Below are 25,533 nucleotides of genomic sequence, written 5' to 3'. Positions count from 1 at the left end.
ATCGGGCATGCCCGACTTCCCCCTCGCCACCGCGCTGGCCGTCGGGACGGTGGTCCTCGACGGCGGCCTGGCCACCCAGCTGGAGGCGCAGGGGCACGACCTGTCCTCGGCGCTGTGGTCGGCGCGGCTGCTGCACGACGACCCCGAGGCGGTCGTCGCCGCGCACGCCGCCTTCGCCGCGGCCGGCGCCCAGGTGGCGACGACGGCCAGCTACCAGGTGTCGGTGGAGGGGCTCGCCGCCGCCGGGCTGGACGCGGCCGAGGCCCGGCGGCTCGTCGTCCGCTCGGTGCACCTGGCCGAGCGCGGGGCCCCGGAGGCGTGGGTCGCCGGGTCGGTGGGGCCCTACGGCGCGGCCCTCGCCGACGGGTCGGAGTACACCGGCGACTACGCCGACGAGATCGGCGTCGAGGGGCTCCGGCAGTGGCACCGGCCGCGCATGGAGTGGCTCGCCGACGCCGGCGCCGACGTCCTGGCCTGCGAGACGGTCCCCGCCGCCGCCGAGGCCGAGGCGCTGCTGGCGGAGGCCGACATGCTCGGCGTCCCGGTGTGGCTGTCGCTCACCACGGTGGTGGACGGCGACGGCGTGGTCCGCACCCGCCGCGGCGAGCCGGCCCGTGAGGTGTTCGCCATGGCCCGGGACGTCGACGCCGTGGTGGCCGTCGGCGTGAACTGCACCGACCCGGACGGCGTCCTGGCCGCCGTGGGCGCCGCCACGGCGTCGGGCAGGCCCGTCGTCGTCTACCCGAACAGCGGCGAGCGCTGGGACGCCGCGGCGCGCCGCTGGGCCGGGACGGCCGGTATCTCCCCGGCCGGCGCGCTGGGCTGGGTGGACGCCGGCGCGCGGCTCGTCGGTGGCTGCTGCCGCGTCGGACCCGCCGACATCGCCGGCCTCGCCGCCACGCTGGCCGTCGATGATCAGCTGAGCTGATCGTCCGGCGTCCTGGCTCAGCGTCGACCGTGAGCCAGGACGCGCGGGGGTGAGCTCAGCTGATCATCCGATGGGCACGGCTACAGGATCGGCTTGCCGCCGGTGACCGCGACGCGGGCGCCGGAGACGTAGGACGCCTCGTCGCTGGCCAGCAGCACGTACACCGGCGCCAGCTCGGCCGGCTGGGCGGCGCGGCCCATCGGCACCTGCTCGCCGAAGCTCTCGACCTTCTCCTCGGGCATGGTCGCCGGGATCAGCGGCGTCCAGACCGGGCCGGGGGCCACGCTGTTGGCGCGGATGCCCTTCTCGGCCAGCATCTGCGCGAGGCTGGCGGTGAAGTTGGCGATGCCCGCCTTGGTCATCGCATAGGCGATGAGGTTGGGGCTCGGGTTGTCGGAGTTCACCGACGACGAGTTGATGATCGACGCCCCCGGCTGCATGTGCGGGAGCGCGTCCTTGGTCAGCGTGAACATCGCCGTCAGGTTCAGCGCCACCGTGTGGTCCCACTCCTCGTCCGAGATCTCCTCGATCGAGTCGTGGCTCATCTGGAACGCGGCGTTGTTGACCAGGACGTCGACCCTGCCGAACTCCTCGACGGCCTTGGGGATGACCGTCTTCTGGTGCGCGCGGTCGGCGAGGTCACCGGGCACCAGCACGCACTTCCGGCCGGCCTCCTCGACGTACTTCTTGGTGTCCTCGGCGTCCTCGTGCTCGTCGAGGTAGGAGATCAGGACGTCGGCACCCTCCCGGGCGAACGCGATCGCGACCGCGCGGCCGATGCCGCTGTCGCCGCCGGTGATCACCGCCGCCTTGCCGGTCAGCCGGCCGGAGCCGCGGTAGCTCTCCTCGCCGTGGTCCGGCTTGGGCGTCATCTCCCCCAGCGTCCCGGGGACGTCCTGCTGCTGCGCGGGCTGGGACTCGGGGCGGGGCTCGGACACGGGGTCCTCCAGGTTCGCGGTGGGCTGCCGCGGACGGCCTACCCGGCCGCCGCGCGGCGGAACCGGGGCACCTCGCCGGGAAGCGAACCGGCGTCGGGCACGCTGTCCCCCACGATGACCGCCACCGCCCCTCCCCTCCTCGACGACCCGTCCGACCTCTCGGCCCTCCGGGCCAGCGGCGCCGACCCCGACGAGCTGTTCAGCTCGTTCGCGGCCTGGGCCGAGGCGAACGGCACGGTGCTCTACCCGCACCAGGAGGAGGCGCTGATCGAGCTGGTCAGCGGCGCCCACGTCGTCCTCGCGACGCCGACCGGCTCCGGCAAGTCGCTGGTGGCCACCGGCGCGCAGTACGCCGCGCTGGCGGCCGGACGGCGGAGCTACTACACCGCGCCGATCAAGGCGCTGGTCAGCGAGAAGTTCTTCGCGCTGTGCGGCGTCTTCGGCGCCGAGAACGTCGGCATGCTCACCGGCGACGCCGCGGTCAACCGGGACGCGCCGATCGTCGCCTGCACCGCGGAGGTCCTGGCCAACATCGCCCTCCGCGAGGGCGCGGACGCCGACGTCGGCCTGGTCGTCATGGACGAGTTCCACTTCTACGGCGACCCCGACCGCGGCTGGGCCTGGCAGGTGCCGCTGCTCGAGCTGCCGAGGGCGCAGTTCCTGCTGATGAGCGCCACGCTGGGCGACACCGGCTGGCTGCGCGAGGACCTCACCCGCCGCACCGGCCGCCCCACCGCGCTGGTGGCGAGCGCGGAGCGCCCGGTGCCGCTGCACCACTACTACGCGACGACGCCGATGCACGAGACGATCCAGGAGCTGCTCGACACCAGGCAGGCGCCGGTCTACGTCGTCCACTTCACCCAGGCCTCGGCGCTGGAGCGCGCCCAGGCGCTGATGAGCGTCAACGTCTGCACCAAGGAGGAGAAGGCGGCGATCGCCGACATGATCGGCGGCTTCCGCTTCACCACCTCCTTCGGGACGACGCTGTCGCGGCTGGTCCGCCACGGCATCGGCGTGCACCACGCCGGGATGCTGCCGAAGTACCGGCGGCTGGTGGAGCAGCTGGCCCAGGCGGGCCTGCTCAAGGTCATCTGCGGCACCGACACCCTGGGCGTCGGCATCAACGTGCCCATCCGCACCGTCGTGTTCTCCGCGCTGTCGAAGTACGACGGCACCCGCACCCGGCTGCTCAACGCCCGCGAGTTCCACCAGATCGCCGGGCGGGCCGGCCGCGCCGGCTTCGACACCGCCGGCACCGTCGTCGTCCAGGCGCCGGAGCACGAGGTGGACAACCTCCGGCAGTTCGCCAAGGTCGGCGACGACCCCAAGAAGCGCCGCAAGCTGGTGCGGAGGAAGGCGCCCGAGGGCATGGTGCCGTGGTCGGAGGCCACCATGCGCCGGCTGGTGGAGGCCGAGCCCGAGCCGCTGACCAGCAACATGCGGGTGTCGACGGCGATGGTGCTCGACGTCGTCGACCGGCCCGGGGACCCGTTTGTCGCGATGCGCCGGCTGCTGACGGAGAACCACGAGCCGCGCAGGCGGCAGCTGCGGCACATCCGCGAGGCGATCGGCATCGCCCGCTCGCTGCTGCAGGCGGGGGTGCTGGTGCGGCTCAGCGAGCCGGAGCCCGACGGTCGGCGCTACGACCTGACCGTCGACCTGCCGCCGGACTTCGCGCTCAACCAGCCGCTGTCGACCTTCGCGCTGGCCGCCATCGACCTGCTCGACCCCGAGTCGGACACCTACGCCCTGGACGTGGTCAGCGTCATCGAGGCCACCCTCGACGACCCGCGGCAGGTGCTGGCCGCGCAGCTGAACAAGGCCAAGGGCGAGGCGGTGGCCCAGATGAAGGCCGAGGGGATCGAGTACGAGGAGCGCATGGAGCTGCTCGAGGACATCTCCCACCCGAAGCCGCTGGAGGAGCTGCTGCAGCACGCGCTGGAGGTCTACACCCGCTCCAACCCGTGGGCGGCCGATGCGCACCTGTCGCCGAAGTCCGTCGTCCGGGACGTGTGGGAGAACGCCTACACCTTCCGCGAGCTGGTCAACAACTACGGGCTGACCCGTGCGGAGGGCGCGGTGCTGCGCTACCTGTCGGACGCCTACAAGGCGCTGCGCTCGGGCGTGCCCGCCGCCGCCCGCACCGACGAGGTGACCGACCTGGTCGAGTGGCTCGGCGAGCTGGTCCGCCAGGTGGACTCCTCGCTGCTCGACGAGTGGGAGCAGCTGACCAGCCCGGACCAGCCGCTGGACGCGCCCGTCGCCGTCCCGGTGCGGCCGCGGCCGCTCACCGGCAACGAGCGGGCGTTCACCGCGATGGTGCGCAACCAGCTGTTCCGCCGGGTGGAGCTGTTCGCCCGCCGCCGCTGGTACGACCTCGGCGAGCTCGATCGCGGCTCCGGGTGGGACGCCGACCGGTGGGGCGGGGTGGTGCAGGCCTACTTCGCCGAGCACGCCGAGCTGGGCACCGGCGCCGACGCCCGGGGCCCGGCGCTGCTGATCTGGGACAGGGGTGAGCCCGGGGTCTGGCGGGTGCGGCAGATCCTGGACGACCCGGCCGGCGACCACGACTGGGGCTTCGACGTCGAGGTCGACCTCGAGGCCTCGGACGAGGAGGGCGCCGTCGTCCTCCGCCTGGTCGACGCCGGTCGCCGGGATTAGTCGCCTGACCGTCCACTGCTGTCGATCACGGGGTTGTCGCCCGCGACACGGGTGGACACGCCGTGGGCGCCGGCGACAACCCCATGATCAACGCCGGGGCGGGAGCGGGGTAGAACGGAGGGGAGGGTGAAGGACCTCGCGCACCGGACGACGCCGCGGCTGCAGCTGGACGCCGTCGTCCCGGCCGACCTCGACGACCACTTCGCGCTGATGAGCGACCCCGGCACCTGGGCGCACCTGCCCTCGGGCCGGCACACCTCACCGCAGCGGACGGCCGACGGCATCGCGCACAGCGAGGAGCACTGGGCCCGCGACGGCCTGGGCTACTGGACCGCCCGGCTGCGCGCCGACGCCGACGTCCCGGGGCTGCGGCCGGGCCAGGTGGTGGGCACCGGCGGCTGCGCGGTCCGCCTGGGCACGTGGTGGTGGAACCTCTTCTACCGGTTCACCCCGCCGGCGTGGGGCCGCGGGCTGGCCGCCGAGCTGGTGGCCGCCGCCCTCGACGCGGCGCACGCCGTCGCGCCCGACCGACCGGTCGTCGCCTACCTGCTCGAGCACAACGTCGAGTCCCGCGGACGGGCCGAGCGCGCCGGGCTGTCGCTGCTCTGGCGGGGCCCGGACGCCGGCAACCCCGACCCGGCCGCCGTCCGGCTGATCTACGCCGACCGCCCGCTCGACCGGGCGCTGCTGGAACAGGTGACCGCCCTGCCGTGAGGCCCGCCACGGGCGCGTGGCACCCTGCCCGGTGGTGACCGCATGACGGTGTGGGAGATGCTGGCGGTCGCCGCGGCCGGGCTGGCCGCGGGCGCGATCAACGCCGTCGTCGGCTCGGGCACGCTGGTGACCTTCCCGGTGCTGCTGGCCGTGGGGCTGCCGCCGGTGACCGCGACGATCAGCAACTCCCTCGGCCTGGTGCCGGGCAACCTCGCCGGCTCGCTGGGCTACCGGCGGGAGCTGGCCGGGCAGCGCTGGCTGCTGCTGCGGCTGCTGCCCGCGTCGGTGCTCGGCGCGCTGACCGGGGCATTCCTGCTGCTGCACCTGCCGGCGAGCAGCTTCGAGGCGATCGTGCCGGTGCTCGTGGGGCTGGCCGTCGTCCTCGTCGCCGTGCAGCCGCTGGTATCACGCGCCCTCGCGCGCCGGCGGGCCGGCGACGAGCCGTCCGGCCGGATCGGCGCCGGCCGGCTGGCCGCGCTCTTCGCCGGCGCGTACGCCACCGGCAGCTACGGCGGCTACTTCGCCGCCAGTCAGGGCGTGCTGCAGATCGGCGTCTTCGGGCTGCTGCTGCGCGAGTCGCTGCAGCGGCTCAACGCCCTCAAGAACGTGCTCACCCTCGCCGTGAACGGCGTCGCCGCCGGGGCCTACGTGGTCGTGGCGACCGACCGCGTCGACTGGCGCGCCGCCGGGCTGGTGGCGGCCGGCTCGCTGCTGGGCGGGTACGTCGGCGCCCGGTTCGGCCGCCGGCTGCCCTCGGCCGTGCTGCGGGGCGCGATCGTCACGCTCGGGTGCGTCGCGATCGCCGTGCTGCTGACCCGGTGACCCGCACGGACCGGCCGGTGTCGTAGTCGTCGGCGCGGCCCGGCAAGCTGGACCCATGACCGGGAGTGCTGCCGAACGCTTCGACAAGGCCCTGGCCTCCGCACCGGCGGACCTGGCCGGTCCCGAACTGCTGCCCGCGCGGCTGGCGCGGGCCTGCGCCGCCGCGCTGGGCGTCGACGGGGCCGGGCTGAGCCTGCACGTGGGGGTGCTGCGGACGCCGATCGGCGCCAGCGACGCGCAGACCGCGCACGCCGAGCGCCTGCAGTTCACCGTCGGCGACGGCCCCTGCCTGCGCGCGCAGGACAACGGCACGGTGATCGCCTTCTCGCTCGAGGACATCGCCCGCAATTGGCCGGCGCTGTGGGCCTCGATGCTGAACGAGACCACCTACCAGGGCGTGCTCTCGGTTCCGTTGCCGCCGCCGATGGGGCCGCTGGTGGTGCTCGACCTGTACGTGCGCGACCCCGCGGGGCTGACCTCCCTCGACCGCGCCGACGTGGCGGAGGTCGCCCGCGTGACCACCCAGGAGCTGGCGGTCACGGTGTCCGGGGCGGAGTTCCCCGACGACGGCAGCGACTGGCTGGAGGGACCCGACGCGCAGCGGCGGGGCAACGTCTGGCAGGCCATGGGCCTGGTCGGCATCTCGTTCGGGCTGGACGCCGAGGACGCCATCGCCACGATGCGCGCCTCGGCGATCGCGGCGGGCCGGGTGGTCGACGACATCGCCGCGGACATCGTCGCCGGCCGTCTCGTGCCCGCGGACCTGCGGAGCGCCCCCGACCGCGACGCCGGGTGACCGCTGCCGAGTTCGCCCTCCTCGTGCTCGCCGGCGTCGGGGGCGGCCTGACCGGGAGCGTCGCGGGGCTGGCGTCGCTGGTCAGCTACCCGGCGCTGCTGGCGGCCGGGCTGCCCCCCGTGGCGGCCAACGTGACCAACACGGTGGCGCTGGTCCTCAACGGCGTCGGCTCGGTGAGCGCCTCCGGGCCGGAGCTGCGCGGCCAGGGACGCCGGCTGCTGCGGCTGGCGGCCGGTGCGGTGCTCGGCGGCGCGGCCGGGGCGGCGCTGCTGCTGCTCACGCCGTCGGACGCCTTCGAGGCGATCGTGCCGTGGCTGATCGCCGGGGCCGCGATCGCCCTGCTGGTGCAGCGGCCGCCGCGGGAACTGGCCGCGCGCGGGGCCGCCGCGCACCCGACGCACCGCGACCCGTGGTGGCTGCCCTTGGTGACCATGGTGGTCGCCGTCTACGGCGGGTACTTCGGCGCGGCGGCCGGCGTCATGCTCCTGGCGCTGTTCCTGCTGTCGACCGGCGAGGGGCTGGCGGTCGGCAACGCGCTGCGCAACGTGGTGCTCGGAGCGGCCAACCTGACGGCGGCGGTCGGCTTCGCCGTGTTCGCGCCGGTCGCCTGGTCGGCGGCGCTGCCCCTGGCGATCGGCCTGTTCGTCGGCGGGCGCCTCGGCCCACGGGTGGTGCGCCGCGCGCCGCAGACGCCGCTGCGCCGGCTCATCGCCCTCGCCGGGCTGGTCCTGGCCGTGCACCTGGCGGTCCAGGCCTACGGCTGAACAAGGACCCCCTGCCCCCCGCCGGTCGCGGCGGGACCCTGCAGGGGGCCGACCGGCGGCGGTCAGTTGCTGACGTAGGCGGCCAGGAAGAGGACGAACGCGCTGGCCAGCAGCAGCAGCCGGGCCGGCGTGAGCCCGTTGATCAGGTTGGCCGTTGCCTCGACCCAGGCCGGCCGGATGCCGGCCTCCCGCGCTCCGCGGCGCACCAGGCGCACCTCGTCGGCCAGCAGCGCGCCCGAGGCACCGAGCATGCCGAGGCCGACGGTGAGGAAGACCAGCGCCAGGCGCTCCTGGAACGCCTCCGCGACCCCGCCGAGCAGCAGCGCGACGGCCAGGCCGGCGAGCAGGCCGATCACCGCACCGGCGACCGGCGCCCACGGGCCCATCCGGGTCAGCGGGAACGGGTTGCGGGCGCCGATCCGCGGGCGGCGGGCGACCGGGACGGTCGGCTGGGCGCCCTCCTGCGCCGGGGCGGGCGTCGGTTGCGGCGGCGGCGTGCCGACCGGGATCGGCCCGGTCGCCGTCGGGGCGGGCGCGACCGGGCCGGACGGCTCCGGGCCCGACGGGGCGGGGCCGGTGGGCGCCGGGCCCGATGGGGCGCCGCCGGAGGGCACCGGGCCCGATGGGGCGCCGCCGGACGGCGCGGCGCCCGCGGAGGTGGCACCGGACGGCGTGACACCGGACGGCGTGGCACCGGACGGCGTGGCACCGGCCGGGGTCGCGTCTGCGGGCGCCGCGACGGGCAGCTCGGTGGTCACGGGGGACGACGGGGTGCGGGGTGCCTCGGACATCGCCGTCCACGCTAGGCGCAGGGGACGACGGCGGCAGGGAGGCCGGTCCGCTGGCGGGGCGTCGGCACGGGCAGGGTCCCTGGTCCCGGGCCGTCCGGACTACGCCGGATGTGGGATGGAGGAGACACCTCCCCGTCACCCAGACTGCTCCCACCACACCGGCTGCCCGTCGACCGTGGTCCCCTCGACGGGGTCGGCCGGCCGAGCACGGGGGGAACCCATGGTCGTGTCCGTCCCGCTGCGGGCGACCCGCGCGGCACCGGTCCACGGACGGCCGCCCTGGCCGCGGTCGGGGCCGGACCCGGCGCCGCTGCCGGGGGTGTGCCAGGTGTGGTGGGCGCGGCCGGGCGACGTCCGCCCCGAGCACGACGCGCTGCTCGGCGAGGCCGACCTGGAGCGACGGGCGCAGCTGGCCGTGCCGGCCGACCGGCAGCGGATGACCGCCGGCGCGGTGGTGGCCCGGCTGGTGCTGGGGACCGCGCTTGGGACCCCGCCGGCCGACCTGCGGATCGTCCGGACCTGCCCCTCCTGCGGCTCGCCGCACGGCCGGCCCCGGCTGGCCGGCGCCGGCGGCCTGGAGTTCTCGATCGCCTCCGCCGGCCACTGCGTCGCCGTCGCCGTCCTCCCCGGAGGCGTGGTCGGCGTGGCCGTCGAGGACCACCTCCGGGGGGCCGCCGAGCCGGCCGTCCCCCGAGTGCGCAGGCAGGCGGTGCTCGACGCCACCGACCAGGGGCTCGACGTGCCGGTGGAGGCGCTGGTCCTCACCCCGCCGCCGGTGCTGCACCGCCACCGGCAGGACCCGGTGTGGCTGCGCGACCTGCCCGCGCCGCCGGGCTTCGTCGCCGCGCTGGCGGGGCCCGGCACCGCACCCGACGTCCTCGTCCACCGGGACGCCGGGGCGCTGCTGCGTCAGACCAGCCGGCGGCTGTCGGGTGCCACCACCCGCAGCCAGCGGTACCCGTAGCCGTCGAGGGTCAGCTCGACGCCGCCGTCGCCGTCGACCGGCTGCTCGCCGTCCTGCAGCAGGTCGACCAGCAGGTGGTCGGCGTCGCAGCCCTCGAGGGTCAGCGGGACGGTGCGCGGCTCCGCGCCGAGGTTGTGGACGGCGACGAGCGCGCCGTCGTCCCAGCTGCACAGGTGGGCCAGCACCTCGGGGTGCGGCTGCTCGAGGAGGGTGAACGCACCCCACCCCAGCTCGGGCGACTCGCGGTACCGCTGGATCAGCAGCTTGACGAACGACAGCAGCGAGTCGGGGTCGCGGCGCTGGTCGGCGACGTTGACGAAGCGCGGCGCGAACCCGCCGTCGACGACCGGCCCGGGCAGCCGGTCGGGGTCGGCGGTGGAGAAGCCGCCGTTGGGTCCCGACGTCCACTGCATCGGCGTCCGGACGGCGAGCCGGCCCTCGGCGGAGAGGTCCTCCCCCATGCCGATCTCCTCGCCGTAGAAGAGCACCGGGGTGCCCGGCAGCGAGAACAACAGGCTGTAGACCATCCGCACCCGGCGCGGGTCGCCGTCGAGCATCGGCGGCAGCCGGCGGCGCAGTCCGCGGCCGTAGACCTGCATGCGCTCCTCGGGACCGAAGGCGGCGAACACCTCCTGGCGCTCGTCGTCGGTGAGCTTGTCGAGGGTGAGCTCGTCGTGGTTGCGCACGAAGGTGGCCCACTGGTTGTCCGGGTTGATCGCCGGGCGCTGGACCAGCGCGGTGGTGAGCGGACCGGCGTGGCCGCGGGCCAGCGAGAGGTAGAGGGCCTGCATGCCGATGAAGTCGAACTGCATGGTCAGCTCGTCGCCGTCGGTGCCGCCGAAGAAATCGAGCTGCTGCTCGTAGGGCAGGTTCACCTCCCCGAGCAGGACCCCGCTGCCCGAACGCCGCCCGACCAGGGAGCGCAGGCTGCGCAAGTAGTCGTGCGGCTCGGGGAGGGCTCCGCCGTCGGCGCCGACGGTCTCCAGGAAGAAGGGGACGGCGTCGACGCGGAAGCCCGACAGCCCGAGCTGCAGCCAGAACCCCATGATCTTCGCGACCTCGTCCCGGACCCGCGGATTGGTGACGTTCAGGTCGGGCTGCTCCTTGTAGAACTTGTGCAGGTACCACTCCCCCGTCTGCTCCGACAGCGTCCAGATGCTGTCCTCCTGATCGGGGAAGACGACCTGGTCGGAGGTGTCCGGCGGCTCGTCGGACCGCCAGACGTAGAAGTCGCGGAACGGCGACTCCTTCGACGCCTCGGCCGACCGGAACCACGGGTGCTTGCGCGAGGTGTGGTTGACGACCAGGTCGGCGATGACCCGCATGCCGCGGTCGTTGGCGGTGCGGATGACCTCGACCAGGTCGCCGTGGGTGCCCAGCCGAGGGTCGACGCCGTAGAAGTCGGTGATGTCGTAGCCGTCGTCCCGCTCGGCGGTCGGGTAGAAGGGCATCAGCCACAGGCAGGTCACGCCGAGGTCGGCCAGGTGGTCGATGCGCTGGGCGAGGCCCGCCAGGTCGCCGCACCCGTCGCCGTCCCAGTCCATGTAGGTCTCGACGTCCAGGCAGTAGACGACGGCGTTCTTCCACCACAGGTCGGCGGTGTCGGTGATCCGCATGGGGGCGTCCCTACCGCATCCCGGGCTCGTGCAGCAGCTGGAACAGCACGTGGTCCTGCCACCGGCCGGCGATGCACGGGTACCGCGGGGCGACGCCGACCGGCGTGGAGCCGCCCTTGGGGAGCACCCGCTGCGAGGCGGCGTTGTGCAGCAGGGGGCCGGCCCGCAGCCGGTGCAGGCCGGCCTCGCCGGGCAGGACGGCGCCGAGCCGGTACAGGTCGAGCAGCCGGGCGGTGTCGTGCCGCTGGAACTCCTCGGTCCAGTGCTCGTCCGGGCGCAGCGGGTCCCACGGCGCGAGGTGGTCGCGGTCGGCCGCGAGCGGAGCGGTCAGGGCCGGGACGTCGTCCAGGGTGAGGGGCCGGACGGCGACCTGGCCGCTCACGGGAGCACGGCGGGCTGCGGTGCCTGGTCGGGACGGCGTGGCTGCGCCGGGCCGGCCGGGTCGATCGCGACGGCCGGCGCCGGGCGGGTGACGTCGAGCTGCGGGAGGACGTGCTCGCCGAACGCGTCGAGGAAGGGCAGCTGCTCCTTGCCGACGTGGTGCAGGTAGACCTCGTCGAACCCGAGGTCGACGTACTCGGCGATCCACTCGGCGTGCTGCCCGAGGTCGGAGCTGACCAGGACGGCCCCCTCGACCGCCTCCTGCGGCACGTGCCGGCTGGCCTGCTCGAAGGCCTCCGGGCCGTCGATGTCCCAGCACAGCGGCGGCGGGAACGTGTTGGTGCGCCACTGCTCGTAGGCGATGGCCTTCGCGCGGTCCGGGTCGGGGTCCCAGCAGAGGTGCACCTGGAGCGCGAGCCGGCCCCGGCCGCCGGCCTCCCGGTAGGCGCCGGTCAGCTCGCGCAGCGTCTCGTGCGGCTGGTTGATGGTGATGAAGCCGTCGGCCCAGTCGGCGTGCCGCCGCGCCGTGGGCACGCTCATCACCGGGCCGATGAGGGCGGGCTGCTGCTCGGGCAGGGACCAGATCCGGGCGCGCTCGACGTCCACCAGCCCGCGGTGGGTGACCTCCTCGCCGGCCAGCAGGGCGCGGATGACGTCGACGCACTCGCGCAGCCGGGCGTCCCGGACCCGCTTCGGGGGCCACGCGTCGCCGGTGATGCGCTCGTTCATCACCTGGCCGCTGCCCAGGGCCATCCAGAAGCGCCCGGGGAACATGGCCGCCAGCGTCGCGGCGCCCTGGGCGATGATCGCCGGGTGGTAGCGCTGCCCCGGCGCGTTGACCACCCCGAGCGGCAGGTCGGTGGTGGCGAGCGCGGCGCCCAGCCAGGACCAGGCGAAGCCCGAGTGCCCCTGCGCCTTGTTCCACGGTGCGAAGTGGTCCGAGCACATCGCGGCGGTGAAACCGACCTCCTCGGCGTGCTGGACCGCACCCAGCAGCTCGGCGGGGTGCACCTGCTCGTGCGAGTTGTGGAACCCGATCACCGTCATGCCGGGCCCCCTACCCCGCCGTCGACGCCTCTACCTGCGGACTCAGCGGAGCCGCTCCCAGGTCGCGTCCCGGATCGCCTCGCGCGGGGGCTCACCGCGATCGCAGCGGAGGGGCCCGGTGCGCCCAGCTCGGCGGGGGGAGCGCGGTGCGCCCACCCCGGGGAGATGATCATGGGGTTGATGCCGGCGACACGCGCGGCCGCGCCGCAGCAGGCAGCCACAACCCCATGATCACCGCCACGGCGAGGCCGAGACGGCGGTGCGGCCCGTGCGGCCCCGGGGACGCCGGCGTCAGGCCGGAGCGGCGGTCCCCGTGCCCTCGGTGGGCGTGCTGGCGCCGCCGAGCAGCAGCAACCCGGCGTCGGTGTGGTCCAGGGGCGCGGCGAACAGGTAGCCCTGCGCGAGCGCGACCTGTCCGTCGCGCAGGTGCGTGCGCTGGCGCTCCTGCTCGATGCCCTCCGCGACGATCTCCAGGTCGAGGGTGTGCCCGAGGTTGATCAGCCCGCGCAGGATCGCGGGCATCGACTCGGCGTCGTCGATGGTGCTGACGAACGACCGGTCGATCTTGAGGATGTCGACGGCGAACTGCCGCAGGTGCGACAGCGACGAGTAGCCGGTGCCGAAGTCGTCGAGGGCGACCCGCACGCCCAGGCTGCGCAGCTCGTGCAGCCGCTCGGCGGCCAGCACCGGGTCGCGCACCAGCACCGACTCGGTCAGCTCCAGCACCAGGGCGGCGGGCGGCAGCCCGCTGCTCTCCAGCGCCGTCCGCACGACCTCGAGCAGCCCCGGCGACCCGAGCTGCGACGGCGAGACGTTGACCGCCATCGACAGGTCGGCCGCGGCCGGGTGGTCGCGGCGCCAGGCGGCCGCGGCGGCGCACGCCTCGCCGACGACCCACCGGCCGATCTCGGGCACCAGCCCGATCTCCTCGGCCACCGGCAGGAACCGCTCGGGCAGCACGACGCCGAGGGTCGGGTGGTCCCAGCGGAGGAGCGCCTCGAAGCCGGTGACCCGCTCGCTGCCCAGGTCGACGACGGGCTGGTAGACCAGCCGGAACTGCCCGCCGGCCACCGCCGCCCACAGGTCGGCCTCGAGCTGGCGGCGCTCCGCGGCCGCCGAGCGCATCTGCGGGTTGAAGACGACGTAGCGGCCCGGCCCCGAGCCCTTGGCCCAGTACATGGCGTTGTCGGCGTCCCGCAGCAGGGACGACGCCGTAGCCGCGACGTCCCCGGTGGCGATGCCGATGCTCGCCGAGACGGTGACCCGCTGCCCGCCCAGGTCGACGGGGACGGTGAGCGCGGCGAGCACCCGCTCGGCGATCCGGATGGCCTCCTCCACGCCGGGCGAGCGCTCGACGAGGATCGCGAACTCGTCGCCGCCCAGCCGCGCCAGCGTGTCCTCGGTACGGACGGCGGACTGCAGCAGCCGGCCCACCTCGCGGATGAGCCGGTCCCCGGCGGCGTGGCCGAGGCTGTCGTTGACGCTCTTGAAGCCGTCGAGGTCGAGGAAGACGACGGCCACCTCGCCGCCGCTGCGCGCGGTACGGCGCAGCGCGAGTTCCAGCCGGTCGGTGAACAGCGCCCGGTTGGCCAGGCCGGTCAGGACGTCGGAGAAGGCCAGCCGGGCCAGGTCGGCCTCGGTGCGGCGGACCCGCCCGGCGGCGAGGGCCGCTGCGCCGGCGGCCGTGGTGCCGCTGACCAGCAGGTGCAGCAGGACCTGCTCGAAGCCGGTCGCCGCGGACCCGACGGCGACGTGCGCGGCGGCCAGACCGGCCGCCAGCACCCCGGACAGGACCGCGATCTGGAGGCCGCGGGCGGGGGGCCGTGCCGGTGCGTCGTCCACTGCTGGCCTTCCGTCGGGGGTGTACCCGCCGGTCTTCGGCCACGGGAGGTGCCGGCTCCAGCGGTCCGGACCGGCCGTCACCCCCAGGGGTGAGCGCGATCAGCCGAGCAGGTGCGCGACCCGGCCGGGGTCGTTGGCCACGTCCAGGTGCGCGCCGGTGCCGTCGCCGACCACCGTCCAGCCGCGGGCCCGCGCGGCGGCGGCCTCGGCGCCGTAGGCAGCCGACAGGTGGACGTAGCGGACGTCGTCGTCCGGCCACTCCCCCGGCACCGGGACGGCGACGTCGTAGAAGTCGGCCGGCAGCTCGTGGCCCTCGGCCAGCACCGCCGTCCGCACCCGCTCGTCGGGCACCAGGCCGGTCATCGCGTCGGGCCCCCACCAGGTGGTCCAGTCGGCGATCCGGCCGTCGCGCACCCGGGGCCCGGTGAGCTCCCGGATCTCCTCCGGCCAGGTGCCGGTCGGCAGGACGGCGTCGAGCCACACCACCCGCCGCGCGCCGGCCGCGGCCGCGACGGCCGGGAGCACGATGCCCGCCCCCGAGAACCCGACGACGACCTCCGCCGGCCCGGCCGCGGCGGCGGCGGAGACCCAGCGCTGCGGCCAGCCGGGCGCGGTCGCCACCGCCGCGCGCAGGTCCGGGACGGCCACCGTGTCGCCTCGCCGCCGCAGCTCCTCCGCGAGCGGCTGCAGCACCGCCGGGCCGAGCAGCGGCGGGTGCACCAGCAGCCAGACGGACACGCCTCAGTCTGCCCCGCGCAGCGCGGCCGTCCACCACTCGACGGCCGGGACCGACGGCTCGAACGGCGGACAGCCGTTGAGGATGCCGAGCAGCTGCCAGTAGCGCTCGACCCGGGCGTCGGTGAACGTGGCCAGCCGGTCGGCGAGCTGCCGCCGTCGGCCGGCGTCCTCGCCGAGCCACTCGGCGACCAGCGCCTCCGCCTCCGGGCTGCCGGGGTCGACGCCGTCCGCCAGCGCCCGCCGCCCCAGCGACACCATGCGCCCGGCGTGGGCGCCCAGCGGGTCCGGTTCCTCCGGGGTCGCCCCCGGGCCGGCGAGCGCCATCTCCCGGACGCGGTCGGCGAAGGCGGGGTCGGCCACCAGTCGCGCCAGCTCCAGCCAGGCGCCGACCTGGTCGGGCGTCGGCTCGTCGGGCAGCTCGGCCGGGAGCGTCCGCATCCCGGCGGCGATGCCGGCGCCGGGCGCGTCCTCGGGCACCCCCTCGAACGCCCGCCCGACGAACTCGTCGATCAGCTGCTGCCGCTCGCGGGCCGACAGCGTGGCCAGCTCGTGCACGATCCCCATCTCCTCCGTCGTCGTCCCCGCCGCGGCCACGAACCGCAGCAGGGTGCGGCGCAGCCGCAGCAGCCGGATCTCGGCGTCCAGTGCGCGCATGTGCTCGGCGGCCACGTCGGCCACCGTGCGTCGCCGGGCCAGCAGCTCCCGGATGGCGGGCAGCCCCAGGCCCAGCTCGCGCAGGGTGCACACCAGGTCGAGCCGGGCCACGGCCGCGGCGTCGTAGAGCCGGTAGCCGCCGGCCGAGCGCGCCGGCGGGTCGACCAGCCCCTCGTCGGACCAGAACCGGACCGTGCGCACGGGGACGCCGAGCCGCGCCGCCAGCTCGCCGATGGTGAGCACCGTCCCGGTCACGCCGCCGACGGTGCACCCTCCAGCCGCTGGAGGGTCAAGAGGCGACCGGGCGCCGCCGGTACCAGCGCGGCGAGCTGGACGGCGGCGGGGTGAGCGCGGCGCGCACCACGAGGACGTCGGGGCCGGGGGCCTCGACGCTCTCCGCCAGCGCGGCCGCGAACTCCGCGCCGAAGCCGTCCACCGCCCGGGCCGGGACGCCGAAAGACCGCGCGAGCGCGACGAAGTCGGGGGTCACCAGGTCCACGCCCCGTGTCGGGACGCCGGCGTGCACCTGGTCGAACCGCAGCATCCCGTACCCGCCGTCGTCGACGAGGACGGTGGTGACCGGCAGCTGCTCCTGGGCGAGGGTGGCCAGCTCCCCGCAGGCGAACAGGAAGCCGCCGTCCCCTACGAGGACCACGGCCCGGCCCCGGCCGGCGACCGCCGCCCCGATGGCGGCCGGGAAGGCGTAGCCCAGCGTTCCCCAGCCGAGCGCGTAGGCCAACCGACGCGGTCCGGGCACCCGGGCGAAGGCGGCCGCCCAGTAGCCGGCGATGCACATGTCGGCGAGCAGCACCCCGGTCCGGTCGGACACCCGGTCGAGCGCGTCGAGCAGCGCCCGCGCCTGCGGCTCCTCGGCCGCCACCAGGGCCCGCACCTCGTCGGCCAGGGCGGCGCGGGCCGCGCGGAGGGCGGGCAGGCCGTCCCGCTGCGGGAGGCCGTCGAGCAGCCGGCCGAGCACGGCGGCCACGTCGCCGGTCACCACGGCGTCGGCCGGGTAGTTCTTCGCGGCGTCGGCGGGGTCGACGTTGACCGCCAGCAGCGCCGGCGGGCGCGGCATGGCCCAGTTCTGGGTGTTGGTGCCGTCGAGGTCGCTGCCCAGGGAGACCACCAGGTCCGCCTCGTCCCACAGCCGGCCGACCGCGGGGACGTGCGGCGGGCCGGGCACCAGGCACGGGTGGTCGGGCGGCAGCAGGCCGCGCCCGCCGAAGGTGGTGACGACGGGCGCGGCCAGCCGCCCGGCGAGCTCGCCGACGAGGTCGCCGGCGCCCGACCGGAGCGCCCCGCCGCCGGCCCAGATCAGCGGGCGGCGGGCGCGGGCGAGCAGCTCGCGGGCGCGGGCCAGCTCGTCGTCGTCCACCGGCCGCTCCGGGGTGGGCGGCACCGGGGCGCGGGCCACGTCGCCCGCGGGTGCGCCGAGGAGGTCGGTGGGCACGCCGAGGTGGACCGGCCCCGTGGCCGGGCGCAGCGCGGCCGAGCCGGCGCGGACGGTGTCCGCGTACAGCTCCCCGGCCGCCGAGGTCACCACGGTGGCCTTGGTGACCTGCGCGAACAGAGCCGCCTGGTCGCGGGTCTCGTGCAGCACGCCCCGGTAGACGCCGGGACGCCGCAGCGTCGACGGGATGTCGGTGGCGACCACGAGCACCGGCGCCCCCGACGCCATGGCCTCGCCCGTCGCGCCGAGGGTGTTCGCCGCGCCGGGGCCGGTCGTCACGACCGCCACCCCCAGCCGGCCGGTCGCGCGGGCGTACCCGTCGGCCGCGTAGACGGCGGCCTGCTCGTGCCGGACGCCGAGCACCCGCAGCCCGGCCGCGGCGGCCGCCTCCCAGACGGCGAGGTTGTGCACCCCGGGCAGTCCGAAGAGCGTCTCCACGCCGAGGTCCTGCAGGGCCGCGACGAGGTGGTCCGCGCCCGTCGCGGTGGCGGTGCGCTGGGGTCTCATCGCTCTCCTGGGGCCGCCGGGACGTCGGGTCGATGCTGTCGGACGCGGGCCGGGCGGCGCGACCGGACCGAGAGCGGCACCACTCCCGGCCTGCCGTGTGGGCGGCGGGTGCGCTGGGGAGTATCGGGGACGTGACGCGCACTCCCACCACCGACGAGTGGGGCATCGACGCCAGCTGGCTCGACGCCCTCGACGAGGAACACCAGGTCGCCGAGGCCACCATCGAGCGGCTGCGCGAGGTGATCGGCACCCCGCCGGCCGACCTCGAGGACCGCGCCCCCATCGTCGCCCGCCCCGGCGACGCGCTGGAGGTCGACCAGGCCGAGGTGACCCTCGAGGACGGCTCCACCCGGCACGTCGACGGCGAGCTGCCCGACGACTTCCCGCTCGGCTATCACTGGCTGCAGGCCCCGGGCGGGTCGCGCCGCCGGCTCGTCGTCTCCCCCGGCCGGTGCTGGCTGCCCGACGACCGCGCCTGGGGCTGGGCGGTGCAGCTCTACGCCACCCGCAGCGGGAGCAGCTGGGGCATCGGCGACCTGGCCGACCTGCGCGCCGTCCGGGAGATGGCCGCGGACCAGGGCGCCGGGTTCGTCCTCATCAACCCGCTGCACGCCGTGGCCCCCACCCCGCAGCAGGAGGCCAGCCCGTACCTGCCGGCCACCCGCCGGTTCCGCAACCCGGTCTACCTGCGGGTCGAGGAGGTGCCCGGCGCGGACGGCGTCGACCTCGACGGCGAGGCCGGCCGGTCGCTCAACGACGGCGGGCTCATCGACCGCGACGCCGTCTGGGCGCGCAAGCGGGAGGCGCTGCGCCGGGTGTTCGACGCCGCCGGCCGCGACGACCCGGCCTTCCCCGAGTGGTGGTGGCACCAGGGCCAGAAGCTGCAGGACTGGGCGACCTGGTGCGCGCTGGCCGACGTCCACGGCCCGGACTGGCACACCTGGCCCGAGGAGCTGCGCGACCCCCGCAGCGACGCCGTCGGGGACTTCGTCGCCGAGCACGAGCGCGACGTCGCCTTCCACGCCTGGCTGCAGTGGTGCCTGTCCCTGCAGCTGGAGCGGGCCACCGAGGGCATGACCGTCATCCAGGACCTGCCGATCGGGGTCGCCGGCGGCGGCGCCGACGCCTGGACCTGGCAGGACGTGCTGGCCCAGGGCGCCAGCGTCGGCGCCCCGCCGGACGCCTTCAACGCCCAGGGCCAGGACTGGGGCTCCCCGCCGCTGGTCCCCTGGCAGCTGCGCGCCGCCGACTACGAGCCGTTCGTCGAGTCGATCCGGGCCACGATGGCCGGCGCGGGTGGCCTGCGCATCGACCACGTGATGGGCCTGTTCCGGCTGTGGTGGGTGCCGTCGGACGCGGCCAGCCCGGCCGACGGCGCCTACGTCCGCTACCCCGCCGAGGACCTGCTCGACATCGTCGCGCTGGAGAGCTTCCGGGCGCAGGCCGTCGTCGTCGGCGAGGACCTGGGCACCGTCGAGGAGGGCGTCCGCGAGGCCATGGCCGAGCACGGCATCCTCAGCTACCGGCTGCTGTGGTTCGAGGACGACGACCCTGCCGAGTGGCCCGACGAGGCGATGGCCGCCATCACCACGCACGACCTGCCCACCGTGGCCGGGCTGTGGACCGGCGCGGACCTCGAGGAGCAGCGCGAGCGCGGCACCGGGACCGACGAGGAGCTCGAGCGCGGCCGGGCGTCGCTGCTGGAGAAGCTGCCGGGCCTGCGGAAGAACGCCCGGCCCGAGACGGCGGTGCGGCGGGCGCACGAGCTGCTCGCCCAGGCGCCGTCGCTGCTGCTCTCGGCCACCCTGGACGACGCCGTCGGCGAGCGGCGCCGGCCGAACATGCCCGGCACCACCGACCGGCCGAACTGGTCGCTGCCGCTGCCGGTGCCGGTCGAGGACCTGCCTGGGCACCGGCTGCTGCAGGAGGTGGCCCGGACGCTGGCCGAGGGCGTCACGGGCTCCTGAGCGACCCGCCGTCCGGCGGGGAAGGAAGGCTCGCGCCGGCCGGGTGACGTGATGGAACGGCCCTCCTGCAGGGGCCCGCCGTGAGCCTGCGAGCGGTGGGGGGCAGGAGGGTCCTTCGTCAGGACTCCGGGCCCTCCAGCTGCCGGGTGCCGCTGCCCCGCCCCTGCTCGAGGGCGTCCTGGCCGGGACCGCCGACCAGCGTGTCGTCACCGTTGCCGCCGTCGAGGGCGTCGTCGCCCAGGCCGCCGAGCAGGACGTCGGCGCCGTTGTCCCCGGCGACGGCGTCCGCACCGGCCCCGCCGCAGAGGACGTCGTCCCCGTTGCCGCCGCGCAGCACGTCGTCCCCGCCCAGGCCCATGACGACGTCGACGCCGTCGGTGCCGGTGAGCTCGTCGTGGCCGGGGGTGCCGCGGACGGTCGGCACCAGGCCGTGGCACCGCTCGTCGAGGTCGATCCCGACGACCAGCGAGTCGTGGTCGCTGGACCGGTACGGGTCGGCGGCGTAGAGCGCCGGGTCGCCGTCGTACTGGTAGGCCGACGACTCGACCGAGTTGACGTCCCAGTGCGCGACGCCGGTGACCTTGCCGGTCAGCGCCGCGGTGGCCATGGCGTGGTCCAGCGAGCCCGACAGCCCGTCGAAGACGTAGCTGTAGCGGCCGGGGTCGAACCGCTCGCCGAGGTCGGTGTACCCGGCCGCGCGCAGCTCCTCGACCGGGTCCTCGCGGCTGTAGGCGTTGAGGTCGCCCATCAGGACGACGTCCGGGTCGCCGGTGCGCTGCGCCAGATCCGCGGCGAAGGCCGCGACGGAGCGGGCCTGCCGGACCCGGTCGCCGTTCCACTGACCCTGCCCGTCACCGGTGTCGACGTTGTCGCCGGTGGCGTCACCGGGGCTCTTGGACTTGAAGTGGTTGGCCACCACGGTGAAGGCGTCCCCGTCCGCGACGAATGTCTGCGCCTGCGGCTCGCGGGCGTTGGCCCACACACGCTCGTCGACCAGACCGGCCGGGTCGCCCACCGGCTGGACGCGGTCGGTGCGGTAGACGATGCCGCTGCGGATGGCGTCGCGCGGGACGGCGTAGGGCTCCTCCGGCAGCGGCACGTACGCCCACACGTCCGCGTCCGCGGCGTCGTTGAGCCGCCCGACGAGGTCGGCCAGCGCGGTGTCGGCGTCGCCGGGGGTCAGGCCGGTGGAGTCGGTGTCCTCGATCTCCAGCAGCGTGACGACGTCGGCGCCCAGCGCCCCGATGGCCGGGACGATCTTGCCGGCCTGGTCCTCGAACTCCTCCGGCGTGTCGGCGCCGCGACCCCCACCGCCGAGGGTGAGGAAGTAGTTGAGCACGTTGAAGGTGGCCAGCCGGACGTCGCCGCCGACCACGCGGGGGGCCTCGGTGCGGGTGTCCTGCGGCGCGAACACGCCGTCCGCCGTGCCGTCGGCAGGCTGGAACCGCCACCGGCCGAAGCCGTAGCCGAGGACGAGCGGCTCGGTGAGGTCCAGGACGTCGCCGACGCGCACCGGGCTGTCCGGGGACAGGTACGGCCGGTCGGTGAGGGACCGGGAGTCGTCCCGGCCGTCGTCGAGCAGCACCCGGCGCGCGGCGTTCCCGGTGGCGACCGCGGCGGCCTCCGGGGTGCCCGGCCGGGCGACCTCGGTGGGCTGCACCAGCACGCCGCCCTCCGAGAGGGTCAGCTCGCCGAACCGGGTGAGCGCGAAGACCTCGCTGACGGTCAGCGCGTCGACGGGCTCGACCAGCATGCCCTCGAGCTGCTCGCGGGCGGCGTCGTCGGCGGGCAGGTCGAGCGACGCCGGCACGGGCCCGGGCAGCAGGTCGTCGGCGCAGGTGGCGACGCCGGTGGGCGCGGTGAGCTGCGTCTGTCCGAAGGACTCGCTGGGCACACCGGTGACCGCGACCTCGTCGCCGAGCGCGACCGGGACGGTGCTGAGCACGAAGACGCCGTCGGACGTGGCGGGGTCGCCGTCCCCGGCGTCCTGCAGGTGGAAGCCCTCCAGGCCGTCGGGCCCCTGCAGGTCGCCCACGACCGTGCCGCGGACGGTGACCGTCCGCCCGGCCAGCGGCGTGCCCGGGCCGCTGCCCTGGACCGCGCCGACCGGGTGCGTCGGGGGCACGGCGCAGGGGTCGGTCGGCGGTGGGCTCGTCGTGGTCGGGTTGACCGTGCCGCCGGCGCCGGGCGCCGCGGCCTGCCAGACCAGCTCGCCGGTCCTGGTGTCGACCAGCCGGGACAGCGAGTGCCCCTCCGGGACGCCGTTCTCCGCGACGCCGATGTCCGTGCTGGTCGCACCGCCCGCCCGCCCGGCCGTGGCGGTGAGGACGCCCTCGTAGGAGAGGAACTCCAGCACCGTGGCGTCCCGCACCAGGGCCAGGCCGTCCGGGCTGCCGTTCTGGAGCCCGGCGGCGGGGACCGACACCGCCGCCCAGCCGTCGGCCGGCGCGGTGACGTCCTCCGGGTCCAGCGTCGCGTAGGGCGTGCCGTCGGAGCCGTTGTAGAGGACGACCGTCAGGCCCGCCGACGTGGTGCCGGGCGGGAGCGTGATCTCGACGAACTCGCCGGCGTCGGCACCGGCGTCGTCGTAGTGGAGCTCCGAGGTGTACGGCTCGGACGGCGCGGCCGACGCCACGGCCGGCAGGCCGGCGACGGCGAGGGAGACGGCGGTGACGCCGACGGCGGCGTGTGCGGCGCCGCGGCCCGGACGGATCGGTGGGTGCACGGGGACTGACCTCCGGTGGACGTCGGTGACGATCCGATGCGGGCAGCGCCGCGTGGATACGGTCGTCACGTTTACGTGACCGGTTGATGACGCGCCTCTCGGCGGACTGTCGTCCCCGTCGGGGGAACCCGCGGGAGTTCCGGCGCGGGCGTCGTCCGGCCCGGTCCCCTTCGGCTCCGACCGGTCTCTCGTGTCGAACAGGCGTTCGACCTCGTGCAACACTCTGCGCGTGGCTGGCGGCATGCACCCCGGGCGGTCCGGGCGCTCCCTCGGTGAGCGCGCGGCGCGGTCGGGGGTGGGCACGCAGGAGCCCCCCGCACCTCCACCCCCGTCGACCCCCGCGAGCCGGCCGGACCGGGCGCGCGGCCGACACTGCTGGGTCCACGACCCGCCCGGCGCGCCCGGCGTGTGGCCGGGGCTGCTCGTCGAGTGGCGGCAGGGCGAGAGCGGCTGGTCCGGCCGGGTCACCTACGCCGTCGCCGCGCCCCAGGGCACCGTGCTCGTCGAGGCCTGGGTGCCCGCCGCTCTGCTCGAGCAACGCTGAGCACGGGTTACCGCCGTCCCCGGGTGGCTATGGCCTCTCCCGACGCACCACCCCGACGAAGGACGCACCACCCCGACGAAGTGGAGAAGACCGTGAGCGAGCCCGACCGCCCGAACCTCGACGACGTCATGGACACGTCCGAGTCCGCCCCGCGCGACCGCCAGGAGCACGCGGGGGGCTACGCGCGGCCCAACGACGACGCCCTGCAGCACCGCACCGAGCAGGAGCGGCAGATGGTGGACGCCGACGACGCCGACCCCGCGGGCGCCGACCTGCACTCGGCCACGGACTGAGGGACGCCGTCGCCCGCCTGGGGCCGGGGGACGTCGCCTGCTGGGTGCTCAAGTCCACCCGCCCGCCGGAGCTGATCGAGCCCGGCTGGCGGGTGGGCGCGGCCCACGAGCTGACCCGCTGCGTGCGCCGCTCCTACCGGCTGGACCTCCTGCGCCCCGGCCAGCCGTGCCTGCTGTGGGTGAGCGGCCGGACCGCTCCCGGCGTGCACGCGCTCGGCGGGGTCACCGGCGGGCCCGAGGAGCGCGACGGCGGACCCGTCGTCCCCGTCCGCCTCACCCGGCTGCCCTCCCCCGTCGCCCGCGCCGACCTGCTGGCCGACCCGGCCGCCCGCGATGCCGAGGTGCTGCGGATGCCCGCCGGCAGCAACCCGTCCTGGCTGTCCCCCGACCAATACGCCGCCGTCCTCGCGCACCTGCCCCCGGGCACCGACGCCGCGCTGGGACCATGGCCGGTGTGACTCCCACCCGGTACCGCTGGGGCGCGATCGCCTGGCTGCTGACCCTGCAGTTCTTCGTCGTCGAGACCGTCGTGCAGCTGCGGACCGGGGGCGGCTACAGCCGCGCCGACGACCTCATCAGCGACCTGGGGACGCCGGCCTCCGCGGCACCGCTGCTGATGAACGCCTCGTTCGTCGCCCAGGGCGTGCTCATCGGCGCCGGCGCGGTCCTCCTCCGCCCCGCGCTGACCGGACTCGGCGGCCGGCTGGTGCCCGCCTTCCTCACCGCGGCCGCCGTCGGCGTCGTCCTCGTCGGGCTGTTCCCGCTCGGCGGCCAGGAGGACCTGCACCAGGCCGGTGCCGGGCTGCACTTCGTCGGCGGCGGGCTCGGCCTCCTCGCGCTGGCCTACGCCGTCCGGCCGCGCTCGGAGGGCCTCGGGACGGCGCTGGCGCTCCTGGGCCTGCTGAGCACCGCGATGACGGTCTTCTTCGCCCTCGGCATCACGTCGTTCCTCGGCGAGGGCGGCACCGAACGGGCCTCGGCGTACCCCATCCCGATCGGCCTGGCACTCGCCGGCGCCGGGCTGTGGGCGCTCGGCCGGCGCCCGGCGACCCGGCCGGGGCCCTCCCTTCGGGAGCTGCGCGCCCGGGAACGCGCCGAGCGCGCCGAGCGGGACCGCGAGCGGGACGCCGCACTGGAGGCCGCCACCCGCCCCGAGCCGACCCGGCCGCAGCCCGACGTCGAGCCCGACGACGACTTCGACCCCGAGGACCCCTGGGCCGCCTCCCGCCGCCGCGATTGAAAGAAGGACCCCCTGCCCCCCGCCACTCGCGAGCTCGCGGCGGGCCCCTGCAGGGGGCCGCTGACGTCACGTCGCGGGCTCGAAGCGGAGCACCTCGCCGACCGGGCGCCGTCCCGAGACGGGGCCGTCGGACGTCGACGGGTACCCCATCCGCAGCAGCATCTGCGGGTAGCCGACCAGCGAGAGCCGGGCGCGCATCCGGGTGCGGGTCGCCGGCCAGTCCAGTGCCTGGGTCAACGGCGAGGTGGCCAGCCCCTCGACCGTCGCGGTGAGCAGCAGCCGGCCCAGCGCCCGCCCGGCCAGCAGCCATGCCGTCCGGTCGTCGCCCTCGGTCCCCAGCAGGACGACGGTGGGCCGCTCCACCTCCGGCGGGGGCGCCGCCGGGTCGCCGGCCGGGAGGAAGGTGTGCGGCGCGCGGTGGCCGGCGACGAAGTCGCGGACCAGCCAGTTCGACGGCCGCGTCGTGGGGTCGTCCTCCGGGACGGCGCCGACCGGGATGCCGTCCACCGCCGCCGGGTCGGTGCGCAGCCACCGCTCGAGCTCGGCGAGGTACTCGGGATCGCCGCGCTCGAGCTCCTCGGCGCGGGAGACGAGGAAGGCGGTGGCGACCTCCGCCTCGGAGCCGGTGACCGTCTTGACCCAGACACCGAGCGGCCCGGCGTCGACCTGCATCCGCTCCAGCACCCCCTCGGGGACGGCGCGCGGCAGGAACGGCGCCCGCTCGGTGTGCCGCCGGCCGATCGCCTCGGCCAGATCGGCGTCGGGGGGCGCGACCTCGCGCGGCGCCCCGGCGCGCACGGTCGCCAGGTGGTCGGGGCGCGCCGCCGTCGGCAGCAGCTCGACCTCCGCCTCGACGCCGGCCGCGCGCAGCGCCACGGCGGCGAACTCGGCGGCCACGCCGCAGCTGATCACCTGCTGCCGGCCGGTCGGGTCCAGCACCGGCAGCGCGCGCTCCGGATCGCGGTGCAGCTCCAGCCGGTCGCCGGAGGCGGTGAACCGCCAGGGCTGGGTGTTGTGCACCGACGGCGCTCGGGTGGCCGCCGCCACCACCGCCGTCCACTGCTCCTCGGTCATCCCGCTCCTCAGCGTCCAGAAGCTCCACTCCCCTGCCTAGTGCATCCGCCGCCGCAGGTCGACTGTCCCGGGGCCCT

23 protein-coding genes are annotated in these 25,533 nt (G+C 76.0%); 12 read left to right on the top strand and 11 right to left on the bottom strand.

The window, feature by feature from the left end:
• Window positions 1–7: 7 nt before the first annotated feature.
• Window positions 8–928 (top strand): homocysteine S-methyltransferase, encoded by a 921-nt coding sequence (gene mmuM / locus BLW63_RS12180; protein ID WP_091156000.1) that lies wholly within the window; start codon window positions 8–10, stop codon window positions 926–928.
• Window positions 929–1,008: 80 nt separating this feature from the next.
• On the opposite strand, the gene BLW63_RS12175 is transcribed toward mmuM, so the two are convergent.
• Window positions 1,009–1,866, bottom strand: coding sequence for an SDR family oxidoreductase (locus tag BLW63_RS12175; protein ID WP_170856741.1), 858 nt, complete (start codon window positions 1,864–1,866; stop codon window positions 1,009–1,011).
• Between the two features lie 114 nt (window positions 1,867–1,980).
• Between BLW63_RS12175 and BLW63_RS12170 the strand changes: the two genes are divergently transcribed.
• The 5 genes from BLW63_RS12170 to BLW63_RS12150 all read left to right on the top strand — a co-directional run bounded on the left by BLW63_RS12170 (window position 1,981) and on the right by BLW63_RS12150 (window position 7,623).
• Complete coding sequence (locus BLW63_RS12170; protein ID WP_091155998.1) at window positions 1,981–4,527, top strand: DEAD/DEAH box helicase; 2,547 nt, start codon at window positions 1,981–1,983, stop codon at window positions 4,525–4,527.
• Between the two features lie 126 nt (window positions 4,528–4,653).
• A complete protein-coding gene (locus BLW63_RS12165; RefSeq protein ID WP_091155994.1) occupies window positions 4,654–5,241 on the top strand; it encodes a GNAT family N-acetyltransferase in 588 nt (195 codons plus the stop codon).
• 42 nt (window positions 5,242–5,283) lie between these two features.
• On the top strand, window positions 5,284–6,063 hold the full coding sequence (locus tag BLW63_RS12160) for a sulfite exporter TauE/SafE family protein (RefSeq protein WP_091155991.1): 780 nt from the start codon (window positions 5,284–5,286) through the stop codon (window positions 6,061–6,063).
• 55 nt (window positions 6,064–6,118) lie between these two features.
• The gene (locus tag BLW63_RS12155; protein WP_091155988.1) at window positions 6,119–6,859 is read left to right on the top strand and encodes a hypothetical protein; all 741 of its coding nucleotides are present in this window, start codon (window positions 6,119–6,121) and stop codon (window positions 6,857–6,859) included.
• The gene (locus tag BLW63_RS12150; protein ID WP_091155985.1) at window positions 6,856–7,623 is read left to right on the top strand and encodes a sulfite exporter TauE/SafE family protein; all 768 of its coding nucleotides are present in this window, start codon (window positions 6,856–6,858) and stop codon (window positions 7,621–7,623) included. Before BLW63_RS12155 ends, BLW63_RS12150 begins: the two co-directional genes overlap by 4 nt.
• Before the next feature lie 62 nt (window positions 7,624–7,685).
• Here the strand turns inward: BLW63_RS12150 and BLW63_RS12145 are convergent, their stop codons facing one another.
• On the bottom strand, window positions 7,686–8,414 hold the full coding sequence (locus tag BLW63_RS12145) for a hypothetical protein (RefSeq protein WP_244522529.1): 729 nt from the start codon (window positions 8,412–8,414) through the stop codon (window positions 7,686–7,688).
• A 220-nt stretch (window positions 8,415–8,634) separates the two neighbouring features.
• Here BLW63_RS12145 and BLW63_RS12140 point away from each other — a divergent pair, with 220 nt between their 5' ends.
• Window positions 8,635–9,378 carry a 4'-phosphopantetheinyl transferase family protein gene (locus BLW63_RS12140; protein WP_091155980.1) on the top strand — a complete coding sequence of 248 codons (744 nt, stop codon included), beginning with the start codon at window positions 8,635–8,637 and terminating at the stop codon, window positions 9,376–9,378.
• Here the strand turns inward: BLW63_RS12140 and BLW63_RS12135 are convergent.
• The 7 genes from BLW63_RS12135 to BLW63_RS12105 form a co-directional block, all read right to left on the bottom strand.
• Window positions 9,324–10,994 carry an alpha-amylase family protein gene (locus tag BLW63_RS12135; protein WP_091155976.1) on the bottom strand — a complete coding sequence of 557 codons (1,671 nt, stop codon included), beginning with the start codon at window positions 10,992–10,994 and terminating at the stop codon, window positions 9,324–9,326. The two genes, BLW63_RS12140 and BLW63_RS12135, sit on opposite strands and share 55 nt — an antisense overlap.
• 10 nt (window positions 10,995–11,004) lie before the next feature.
• On the bottom strand, window positions 11,005–11,376 hold the full coding sequence (locus tag BLW63_RS12130) for a GNAT family N-acetyltransferase (RefSeq protein ID WP_091155973.1): 372 nt from the start codon (window positions 11,374–11,376) through the stop codon (window positions 11,005–11,007).
• Window positions 11,373–12,422 carry a TIGR03885 family FMN-dependent LLM class oxidoreductase gene (locus tag BLW63_RS12125; RefSeq protein ID WP_091155970.1) on the bottom strand — a complete coding sequence of 350 codons (1,050 nt, stop codon included), beginning with the start codon at window positions 12,420–12,422 and terminating at the stop codon, window positions 11,373–11,375. The genes BLW63_RS12130 and BLW63_RS12125 overlap by 4 nt, the downstream gene beginning before the upstream one ends.
• 291 nt (window positions 12,423–12,713) lie before the next feature.
• Window positions 12,714–14,264 carry a putative bifunctional diguanylate cyclase/phosphodiesterase gene (locus BLW63_RS12120; RefSeq protein WP_139263529.1) on the bottom strand — a complete coding sequence of 517 codons (1,551 nt, stop codon included), beginning with the start codon at window positions 14,262–14,264 and terminating at the stop codon, window positions 12,714–12,716.
• Between the two features lie 99 nt (window positions 14,265–14,363).
• Window positions 14,364–15,002, bottom strand: a complete 639-nt coding sequence (locus tag BLW63_RS12115) for a hypothetical protein (RefSeq protein ID WP_091155965.1) — start codon at window positions 15,000–15,002, stop codon at window positions 14,364–14,366.
• Window positions 15,003–15,005: 3 nt separating this feature from the next.
• Window positions 15,006–15,911, bottom strand: a complete 906-nt coding sequence (locus BLW63_RS12110; protein ID WP_091155961.1) for a helix-turn-helix domain-containing protein — start codon at window positions 15,909–15,911, stop codon at window positions 15,006–15,008.
• Window positions 15,912–15,945: 34 nt separating this feature from the next.
• The gene (locus BLW63_RS12105; protein ID WP_091155957.1) at window positions 15,946–17,613 is read right to left on the bottom strand and encodes a thiamine pyrophosphate-binding protein; all 1,668 of its coding nucleotides are present in this window, start codon (window positions 17,611–17,613) and stop codon (window positions 15,946–15,948) included.
• 131 nt (window positions 17,614–17,744) lie between these two features.
• Between BLW63_RS12105 and malQ the strand changes: the two genes are divergently transcribed.
• Window positions 17,745–19,580: a 4-alpha-glucanotransferase gene (gene malQ / locus BLW63_RS12100; protein ID WP_091155954.1), complete on the top strand. Its 1,836-nt coding sequence runs from the start codon at window positions 17,745–17,747 to the stop codon at window positions 19,578–19,580.
• A 118-nt stretch (window positions 19,581–19,698) separates the two neighbouring features.
• Here malQ and BLW63_RS12095 read toward each other — a convergent pair whose 3' ends face one another.
• On the bottom strand, window positions 19,699–22,305 hold the full coding sequence (locus BLW63_RS12095; protein ID WP_244522528.1) for an ExeM/NucH family extracellular endonuclease: 2,607 nt from the start codon (window positions 22,303–22,305) through the stop codon (window positions 19,699–19,701).
• A 229-nt stretch (window positions 22,306–22,534) separates the two neighbouring features.
• Here BLW63_RS12095 and BLW63_RS12090 point away from each other — a divergent pair, with 229 nt between their 5' ends.
• The 4 genes from BLW63_RS12090 (at window position 22,535) to BLW63_RS12075 (ending at window position 24,382) form a co-directional block, all read left to right on the top strand.
• A complete protein-coding gene (locus BLW63_RS12090; protein WP_244522527.1) occupies window positions 22,535–22,849 on the top strand; it encodes a hypothetical protein in 315 nt (104 codons plus the stop codon).
• Window positions 22,850–22,941: 92 nt separating this feature from the next.
• The gene (locus BLW63_RS12085) at window positions 22,942–23,142 is read left to right on the top strand and encodes a hypothetical protein (protein WP_091156287.1); all 201 of its coding nucleotides are present in this window, start codon (window positions 22,942–22,944) and stop codon (window positions 23,140–23,142) included.
• Between the two features lie 44 nt (window positions 23,143–23,186).
• Window positions 23,187–23,600: a hypothetical protein gene (locus tag BLW63_RS12080; RefSeq protein WP_244522526.1), complete on the top strand. Its 414-nt coding sequence runs from the start codon at window positions 23,187–23,189 to the stop codon at window positions 23,598–23,600.
• Complete coding sequence (locus tag BLW63_RS12075) at window positions 23,588–24,382, top strand: DUF998 domain-containing protein (protein ID WP_091155945.1); 795 nt, start codon at window positions 23,588–23,590, stop codon at window positions 24,380–24,382. The genes BLW63_RS12080 and BLW63_RS12075 overlap by 13 nt, the downstream gene beginning before the upstream one ends.
• Before the next feature lie 66 nt (window positions 24,383–24,448).
• Here BLW63_RS12075 and BLW63_RS12070 read toward each other — a convergent pair whose 3' ends face one another.
• Window positions 24,449–25,456 carry an Acg family FMN-binding oxidoreductase gene (locus BLW63_RS12070; protein ID WP_091155942.1) on the bottom strand — a complete coding sequence of 336 codons (1,008 nt, stop codon included), beginning with the start codon at window positions 25,454–25,456 and terminating at the stop codon, window positions 24,449–24,451.
• Between the last annotated feature and the right edge of the window lie 77 nt (window positions 25,457–25,533).

The sequence above is a fragment of the Geodermatophilus africanus genome (assembly GCF_900107105.1).
Taxonomy (GTDB): Bacteria; Actinomycetota; Actinomycetes; order Mycobacteriales; family Geodermatophilaceae; genus Geodermatophilus; species Geodermatophilus africanus.
The sequence above is the reverse complement of the archived record's forward strand: the minus strand, read 5'-3'. Positions and strand labels throughout refer to the sequence as shown.

Excerpts from the sequence above, each read along its gene's own strand:
- mmuM (WP_091156000.1), top strand. The coding sequence starts at position 8 with ATGCCCGACTTCCCCCTCGCCACCGCGCTGGCCGTCGGGACGGTGGTC.
- BLW63_RS12170 (WP_091155998.1), top strand. The coding sequence starts at position 1,981 with ATGACCGCCACCGCCCCTCCCCTCCTCGACGACCCGTCCGACCTCTCG.
- BLW63_RS12160 (WP_091155991.1), top strand. The coding sequence starts at position 5,284 with ATGACGGTGTGGGAGATGCTGGCGGTCGCCGCGGCCGGGCTGGCCGCG.
- BLW63_RS12155 (WP_091155988.1), top strand. The coding sequence starts at position 6,119 with ATGACCGGGAGTGCTGCCGAACGCTTCGACAAGGCCCTGGCCTCCGCA.
- BLW63_RS12145 (WP_244522529.1), bottom strand. The coding sequence starts at position 8,414 with ATGTCCGAGGCACCCCGCACCCCGTCGTCCCCCGTGACCACCGAGCTG.
- BLW63_RS12140 (WP_091155980.1), top strand. The coding sequence starts at position 8,635 with ATGGTCGTGTCCGTCCCGCTGCGGGCGACCCGCGCGGCACCGGTCCAC.
- BLW63_RS12135 (WP_091155976.1), bottom strand. The coding sequence starts at position 10,994 with ATGCGGATCACCGACACCGCCGACCTGTGGTGGAAGAACGCCGTCGTC.
- BLW63_RS12125 (WP_091155970.1), bottom strand. The coding sequence starts at position 12,422 with ATGACGGTGATCGGGTTCCACAACTCGCACGAGCAGGTGCACCCCGCC.
- BLW63_RS12105 (WP_091155957.1), bottom strand. The coding sequence starts at position 17,613 with ATGAGACCCCAGCGCACCGCCACCGCGACGGGCGCGGACCACCTCGTC.
- BLW63_RS12075 (WP_091155945.1), top strand. The coding sequence starts at position 23,588 with ATGGCCGGTGTGACTCCCACCCGGTACCGCTGGGGCGCGATCGCCTGG.
- BLW63_RS12070 (WP_091155942.1), bottom strand. The coding sequence starts at position 25,456 with ATGACCGAGGAGCAGTGGACGGCGGTGGTGGCGGCGGCCACCCGAGCG.